Source organism: Streptomyces sp. MB09-01, from assembly GCF_033794505.1.
Classification (GTDB): domain Bacteria; phylum Actinomycetota; class Actinomycetes; order Streptomycetales; family Streptomycetaceae; genus Streptomyces.
Window position 1 is genome coordinate 26,003 of the sequence record NZ_JARAYQ010000073.1, and the last position, 8,021, is coordinate 34,023.

Genomic DNA, 8,021 nt, shown 5'->3' on the forward strand with positions numbered 1-8,021 from the left:
AAGCATGTGTTCGAACTTCAGAGAAAATGGGGGAATCGGTGCGCAATCGCCGACTCGTAGTTTCCGCTGCCCTCGTGGCGGCGGGTGTGGCCCTGCTGCCGGGGACGACGGCTCACGCGGCTCCTCTCGCGCCCGCCGCGGGCGGGGTGTCCGTCCCCGCCGGCGGGGCGTCGAAGGGGGCGTCGGCGTCGCTGGCCGGTGGCGTGGACAAGGCCAGGGAAGCCGCCGCCAAGACCTTCCGCAGCCCTGCCGACCGGTCGGTCCGCTCGGCGCTGCCGGCGGGCGGGAACAAGGCCGCCGGCGCGCAGGCGCAGTCCGTGGCGGGGAACCCGGACCTCGCGCTGGCCATCGAAGGCGTCAGCTACACCGCGTACGGCCTGATGATCGACTCCACGATCACGAGCGCCGACGTCCCGGTCGAACTCACCATCGACTGGGGTGACGGCAAGGTCGACAAGCAGTCCCTCAAGGGCTCCACCGTGCACGGCCGCGAGCACGTGTACGCGAAGCTCGGCACGTACAACGTCACGGTGACGGTGACCGACGCCGCCAACGGTGTCCAGGCCGTCAACACCCTCCCGTTCTCCACCCTGGGCTCCGACTTCACCCCGCACGCCCCGACCAGGCTGCTGGACACCCGTAACGGCACGGGCGCGGTGGCGGGCAAGGTCGCGGGCCGCGGCACGGCCCGTGTGAAGGTGGCCGGGAACGCCAAGGTCCCCGCCGGCGTCACGGCGGTCGTCCTCAACGTCACCGTCACCAACACCATCGCCGACGGGCACGTCACGGCCTTCCCCGGCAAGGGTTCCGTGCGGCCGATCACCTCGAACCTCAACTACACGGCCGGCCAGTCCGTCCCGAACCTGGCCATCGTGCCGGTGGGCACCGACGGCTACGTGGAGCTCTTCAATGGCGGTTGGAGCCCGGTCGACCTGATCGCCGACGTCACCGGCTACTTCACCCCGTCCGAGGCCAGCGGCTACACCTCGCTGTCCCCGGTCCGCGCCGTCGACACCCGTGAGGGCCTCGGCACGGCCAAGGGCCAGGTCCCGGGGCAGGGCTCGTTCGAGGTGCAGATCTCGGGCAAGAACGGTGTTCCGGCCGGGATCAAGGCCGTGGCGCTGAACATGACCGTCACCAACCCGCGCGAGGACGGTCACCTGATCGCCTACCCGAGCGGCCAGCAGGCGCCGATCACGTCCAACGTGAACTTCACCGCAGGCCAGACGGTAGCCAACGCGGTGATCGTGCCGGTCGGCCCCGACGGGAAGATCGCCATCCGCAACGGTGCCTGGGCGGGAGCCGACGTGGTCGTCGACGTCGTCGGTTACTACAGCCCCGACAGCGCCGCGGCCTTCCTGCCGATCGGCCCGTTCCGTGCGCTGGACACCCGCGACCCCGAGAGCTGGTGGCCGGGCGGTCACCTGCCGGCCCGCGGTTACATCCCGCAGATGGCCTCCGCGGAGCCGGCGGGGGTCGAGGCGTACGCGCTGAACGCCACCGTCACCGAGACGAAGGACTCCGGGTTCCTCTCCGTGGCCCCGGGACCGTTCCCGTGGCTGGTGAACGACGGACCCGACGCCCCGCAGCCGCCCCGGCCGAACTCCTCCGTCCTGAACTGGACGGCGGGCAGGACCGTCCCGAACCTGGTGCAGGCAAGCGACGGCGAGCACGGCATCATCCACTTCTGGAACCAGGGCTGGAAGGACGCCGACCTGATCGTCGACGTCTTCGGCGTCTACGAGACGCGGTGATCCACCGGTAGTACGGGGGGAGGGGCGGCACGCGACGGCGAGCCGCCCCTCCTGCGCACGCGGGCCCACCCCGATAACGCGGAGGGCCCCGCCCGATCTCCCGATCGGACAGGACCCTCACCCGTGTTCCCGGGACGGTGTCAGGACGTGAAGTAGCCGCTCAGATCGGCGATCACGTCGAGGGAGCCCGAGTTGTTGAAGAACGTCACCCGCCCGTCCACGACCGGGACGACCACCAGGTTGGCCACGGTCTGCCCGGCGGTGTAGTTGAGGTTCGACACGTTGGGACGCGTGACCCCGTGGGGGTGGACGATCAGGTGCCCGGCCTCGGTGGGGTTGGTGACCGTGACGTTGAGGACGACCGCGGTCACGCCCTGCGCGGGCACTCCCTCGACCCCGGCCACCTGGAGGCTCACGAGGCCACCCGGACCCACGGCTCCGGTGCGGGCACCGGAGCCGTCACGGGTGTCGAGCAGCCGGACCGGGCCCGCCGCGGAGAAGGACGAACCGGTGGCCGCGTAGTAGCCCGTGACATCGGCGATCAGGTCGACGGAGCCGGCGTTGTTGCGCAGGTCGACCTTCCCGTTGACGACGGGCACGGTCACGAGGTTGGGCACGATCTGCCCGGCCGTGAAGTTGAGGTTCGACACGTCCGGCGCCGCCTGGCCGTTGGGGTAGACGGTGACGTGCCCGGCCTGGGTCGGGTACACGGCGGTCACGTTCATGACCACGGCCGTGACCCCGCTCGCGGGGATCCCCTTCACGCCGGCGACCTGGAGGGTGACGACCCCGCCGGGTCCGGCGCGCTCCTTCTTGGCACCGGTGCCGTCCCTGGTGTCCAGGAACCGCGACGGCGTGATCGAGTTCAGCGCGGAGCCGTCCCCGGCCTTGTCGGTGTAGTAGCCGGTGACGTCGGCGATGAGGTCCACCGATCCGGCGTTGTTGCGCAGGTCGACCTTGCCGTTGACGACCGGGACGGTCACCAGGTTGGGGACGATCTGCCCGGGCGCGAAGTTGAGGTTCGACACCTTGGGCGTGGGCTGCCCGTTCGGGTAGACCATCACGTGTCCGGCCTCGGTCGGGTGGACGGCGGTCACGTTCATGACCACGGCCGTGACCCCGCTCGCGGGGATCCCCTTCACGCCGGCGACCTGGAGGGTGACGACCCCGCCGGGTCCGACGCGCTCCTTCTTGGCACCGGTGCCGTCCCTGGTGTCCAGGAACCGCGACGGCCCGGCCGGCACGAACCGGCTGCCCGCCTGGACGGGCGCGGGGGCCGTGACCGTGTACGCCTTGGTGATCCGGTGCCCCCCGATGTAGGGCCCGACGTCGTACAGGCCCGGCTTGAGGCCGTTGGTGTCGACGAGGACCTTCATCGAGGTGCCGTCAGGGCTCACGGAGAGCGGCTTCAGGGCGGTGCCGTCGTTGAACGGGTCGTCGCTGGGCATCAGCCTGAGCTCGGTGCCCAGGCGCAGTCCGGTGCCGTGGACGACCGCCTGGTTGCGGGTACCGGCGGGGCCGGTCGCCGGGCTGATCCCACTGATCCAGGAGCCGGGCAGGGACTTGCATCCCGCGGAGCAGGCTCCCTGCATGCTGTACTCGACGGGTGTGGCGGCCTTCCCGGCGGTCAGCAGCAGCACGGCGTCGCCGGGTGCGGCGCTGCTGGAAGCCGAGCAGACGTCCGGGCAGCCGTATCCGGATTCGGCAGCGGACCGGGTCCAGCCGGGGCCGTTGTGCAGACTCACGTCCACCGGCCCGTTGTCCTCGCGCAGGTCGCCCGCCGTGGTGGGCAGGCTGAGCCCGAAGGAGTGGGAGGGCTTCATGGCCACCACGGAGCAGCGGGCCGTGGACTGCTCGGTGAGAACACCGCTGCGGACGATCGACGGGTCGTCTGACACGCGGTCGGCCGTGCACTCCGGCGCCCAGCCTGCCGCCGTACCGACCTTCCAGGAGTCCACGTACGCGCGCAGGGGCTTGCCCTGGTACCGGGCCACGGTCACGACGGCGACGTACGAGGCCGAGCCGGAGGCCCGGCACGAGGGCCCCTGCTCCTGCCGGCAGGCGATCCGGCCGGCGGCGTCGACGGCCGTCACCGTGGTGGCGGCGGGGGTGTAGCGGTCGACGGGCGTCCGCGCACCGAACCACAGCTTGTCCGTGGTGGCGGCGCCGACCCGGACGCAGCGGGCGTCCAGTGCGGACGTGAGGTCGAAGGACAGCGACGGTCCCCCGACCTTGGTGGAGGCCGGGGCCGCGCACGTCGCAGTCGGCGAGACGTCCCGCCGGGCCAGCTCATACGTTTCCGCACGGTGCCCGACCACCATCGCCGTGTACGGCACACCGGCGGAGAGCACGCAGGTGTCGGACGCACACACGGCACCGGAGGGGTCGGTCAGATGGACCGTCGTCACCGTGCCGGTCGAGAGGGCGGCCTGACCGATCATCTCCACGGTGGAGTGCTGGTCCGCGGGCACGCTCAGGCAGGCCTGGCGCACGGTGTCGGACACCGAGACCTTGGCGCCCGAGGTGCTGTCGAACCCGGTCTGCCGCCAGGGGGCGCATCCCGCGGCTTCACCGGTCCGGTGGACCACCAGCCCGTACGCCTTGGCCGGCGCACCGGTCAGCACAGCGCGGAACGGGGCGGTTCCGGTCAGCCGGCAGACGGGGTTCAGGTACCCCTCGACCTTGCACTGCTGTGCTCCCGAGGCGTCATAGACCACTGCCACGACGTCGGTACCGCCGGCGGGCGGGCGGTTGAGCAGGTAGAGGCCCTTGCCGGTGGACGTCGGCAGGGTCAGGCAGAACTCCTGCCCCGCGCCGGAGAAGGTTCCGGTCGACGCGCCGGCCACCAGGCCGTTGTCGTTGCCCGGGGTGCAGCCCCGGGTCTCCTTGGCGGAGTGGAAGGCGACGGCGAACGCACCGGCGTCGACCACGTCCCCGTTGACGGCCCAGGTGTAGTCACCGGGAGCCAGGGCGCAGGGCCCGTTGCGGTACCAGCAGTTGCTCGGGGTGCCGTCCTGCAGGTACAGACTGCCGGGCAGGTTGGCGCCGGAGAAGGCCGGGGCGATGGTGTAGTCGCCGGCCTGCGGCACCCGCAGGGTGCGGCAGCGCGAAGAACCCGGCTCGGGGGAGGCTCCGTACGCCTGGGGCTCCACCACCGTGCAGCCCTCGGGCCTGGAGAGCTTCGCCAGAGTGAGGTCGTAGGCACCGTCCCCGTCCACCAGGGACGCGCGGAACGGCGCGGTGCCGGTGAGCTTGCAGTCGTTCGGTGCGTGCCTCTGGTTCAGCGAGGTGCAGACCTGCTTGCCGGTGGCGTCGTGGACCAGCCTCAGGGGCGGCCACGGCGAGCCGTCCGAGACGACGTGGCCGCGCAGCACGTCGCCCGAAGCCAGGTCGAGCGTGAAGCAGGCGCCCGCGGAGGAGGCCGACAGCGAGCCGTGGAGCACGGTGGGTGCGCCGAGCTTGTGATCGGCGGCGCCCACCGCCCTGCACGAGGTGGAGGAGAGCAGCGGAACGTACGAGACGCCGATGTCGGTCTGGCTCCCGTCGCTGCTCTTCACCTCCAGCGTGTACGTCCCCGCCTGGCTGACGGGGCACTGGAACGGCGGGTACTTCTCGGCGGCGCCGTAGACGCTCTCGCACGCCACGGCGGCGCCGCCCGGAGCGACCAGCTTGTGGACGGTCTGGCCGGAGATCTCCAGCAGCACCACGTCCTTCTGCTGGGGCAGGGTGAGGGAGAAGGAAGCGGTCCTGTTCGCCTCGAGGGTGCAGCCGACCACGGTGTGCGGCGCCAGCGCCGCCGGGCAGGTGCCCGAAACCCCGGTCGCCTGGAGCGCCTGCACGGAGGCCTTCTGCGCCGCTTCCCGCGCGGCCTTCCGGTCCGGCTCCGGCGCGGCCTGCGGGCCCTCGGCCTTCGGCTGGGCCGTGGCCGGGGCGGCCGTGGTGGCGACGGGCGGCGCGGTTGCCGCGGCGGCCGTGCCGCTCTGGCCTGCGAGCGAGGCCAGCAGTGCGAGCAGCAGGGTGCCCGAAGCGGCCATCGCGCCGCCCCGCCCCCGTCTGCTCCGTCCTCTTCTGCCGTTCGGCAGCAAACTCATGAACCCCCCAGTTCGGATGGGCCCGACCCCCGTGACCTGCGCAGGAGCTCTGGGCAGCCGGAGTGTAGCGCCCGCCCCGAACAGCCCGAAGGGCGGGACGCCTTGTGCGCGTCCCGCCCCTGCGGTGGTGCCTCTCCTGCTTACAGGAAGGAGTTGATCTCGATCGTCTCGGTGCGGCCGGGGCCGACGCCGATCGCGGAGATCGGCGCGCCCGACATCTCCTCCAGGGCCTTGACGTACGCCTGCGCGTTCGCCGGCAGGTCCTCGAAGGTCTTGGCCTTGGTGATGTCCTCGGACCAGCCGGGGAGGTATTCGTAGATCGGCTTCGCGTGGTGGAAGTCGGTCTGCGAGTAGGGGAGCTCCTCGACGCGCTTGCCGTCGATCTCGTACGCGACGCACACCGGGATCTGCTCCCAGCCGGTCAGCACGTCCAGCTTGGTGAGGAAGAAGTCGGTGAGGCCGTTCACCCGGGTGGCGTACCGTGCGATCGGTGCGTCGAACCAGCCGCAGCGACGGTCACGGCCGGTGGTCACACCGCGCTCGCCGCCGATGCGGCGCAGGTCCTCGCCGTCCTGGTCGAACAGCTCGGTCGGGAACGGGCCCGCGCCGACGCGGGTCGTGTAGGCCTTGAGGATGCCGATGACGCGGCTGATCTTCGTCGGGCCCACGCCGGTTCCGGTGCAGGCGCCGCCCGCGGTCGGGTTCGACGAGGTGACGAAGGGGTAGGTGCCGTGGTCGACGTCGAGCAGGGTGCCCTGGCCGCCCTCGAAGAGCACGACCTTGTCCTCGTCCAGAGCGTTGTTGAGGATCAGGGTGGTGTCGGCGACGTACGGCTTGATCTGCTCCGCGTACTGGAGCATCTCCTCGACGATCTGCGCGGCGTCGATCGCGCGGCGGTTGTAAAGCTTCGCCAGGAGCTGGTTCTTGCCCTCCAGCGCCGCTTCGACCTTCTGGGTCAGGATCGACTCGTCGTAGAGGTCCTGGACCCGGATGCCGATGCGGTTGATCTTGTCCGCGTACGTCGGGCCGATGCCGCGACCGGTGGTACCGATCTTGCGCTTGCCGAGGAAGCGCTCGCCGACCTTGTCGAGGGTGACGTTGTACGGCGTGATCAGGTGCGCGTTGCCGCTGATGAGCAGCTTGGAGGTGTCGATGCCGCGCTCGTTCAGGCCGCGCAGCTCGGAGAGCAGGACGGCCGGGTCGACGACGACACCGTTACCGATGACCGGGGTGCATCCGGGGGAGAGGATGCCGGAGGGGAGAAGGTGCAGCGCGTACTTCTGGTCGCCGACGACGACCGTGTGGCCGGCGTTGTTGCCACCCTGGTAGCGCACTACATAGTCAACGGATCCACCGAGCAGGTCGGTGGCCTTTCCCTTGCCCTCGTCACCCCACTGAGCTCCGAGCAGCACAAGAGCGGGCACAGGCGTACACCTCTTCCGGATGGGGCATGTCCAAGGTCAGGGGGGCGTACGACGATGTACGCAGGCTGAGCCGTCGACCGGTACCCCGGAATAGACGAAGGCCCTGGCGCAATAGCGCAAGGGCCTCTTGCACAAAGATGCTACCCGAGGAAGGACCGAGGTGTCGGCTCCAGAGCCCACCATGAGCCATGCGGGCGCGCCGGTAGGCGGCCTGCTCGTGCTCGTCGACCCGGTCGCCCGCCGTCTTGACGGCGAGTCCGTGCGGATCGCGAAGGATGTGTTGTCAGCGGGCGCGGCGGCGAAAATCTGCCTCCCGGACTCGCAGGAGGAATTTGCGCGGGCTCTTGCCCGCCGGGGTCATCGGCAGCCGGTGATCGTGGGCGACGACCGGGCCCTGGTACGGGCCGTGGGGCTGCTGTACCGGGAGCGGGCGCTGGGCGAGGGCGCCCTCGCGCTGGTCCCGGTGGGGCCCGTGGGATCCCTCGGGCTGGCGGGTTCGCTCGGGGTTCCGCTTTCGGCCGTTTCCGCGGCCCGGGCGGTGCTCGAGGGGACGGTGCGGATGTGCGACCTGCTCGTCGACGACAGTGACGGGGTGGTGCTGGGTGCGCTGCAGATCCCGCCGGTGCGGGGGATTCCGCGGCCGGCCGGGCCGTCGGTGTGGAGCGCGTACCGCTCGCTGGTCCGGACGCTGGTCCGCCCGGTGGCGGCGGGATCTGCAGCGCACCCAGCACCACCCCGTCACTGTCGTCGAC

3 protein-coding genes and 1 pseudogene are annotated in these 8,021 nt (G+C 71.1%); 2 read left to right on the forward strand and 2 right to left on the reverse strand.

Annotated elements, in window-relative coordinates; translation table 11 throughout:
* The first annotated feature begins 74 nt into the window (after positions 1 to 74).
* Entirely contained in the window at positions 75 to 1,754 is a 1,680-nt protein-coding gene (locus tag PV721_RS17510; RefSeq protein WP_319725171.1) for a PKD domain-containing protein, read from the forward strand.
* 140 nt (positions 1,755 to 1,894) lie between these two features.
* On the opposite strand, the gene PV721_RS17515 is transcribed toward PV721_RS17510, so the two are convergent.
* Together PV721_RS17515 and PV721_RS17520 are read right to left on the reverse strand one after the other, a co-directional pair.
* Entirely contained in the window at positions 1,895 to 5,788 is a 3,894-nt protein-coding gene (locus PV721_RS17515) for a hypothetical protein (protein ID WP_319725172.1), read from the reverse strand.
* A 197-nt stretch (positions 5,789 to 5,985) separates the two neighbouring features.
* Positions 5,986 to 7,269 (reverse strand): adenylosuccinate synthase, encoded by a 1,284-nt coding sequence (locus PV721_RS17520; protein ID WP_319725173.1) that lies wholly within the window; start codon positions 7,267 to 7,269, stop codon positions 5,986 to 5,988.
* 181 nt (positions 7,270 to 7,450) lie between these two features.
* Here PV721_RS17520 and PV721_RS17525 point away from each other — a divergent pair.
* A pseudogene (locus tag PV721_RS17525) lies at positions 7,451 to 8,021 on the forward strand (diacylglycerol kinase); the annotation flags it as partial.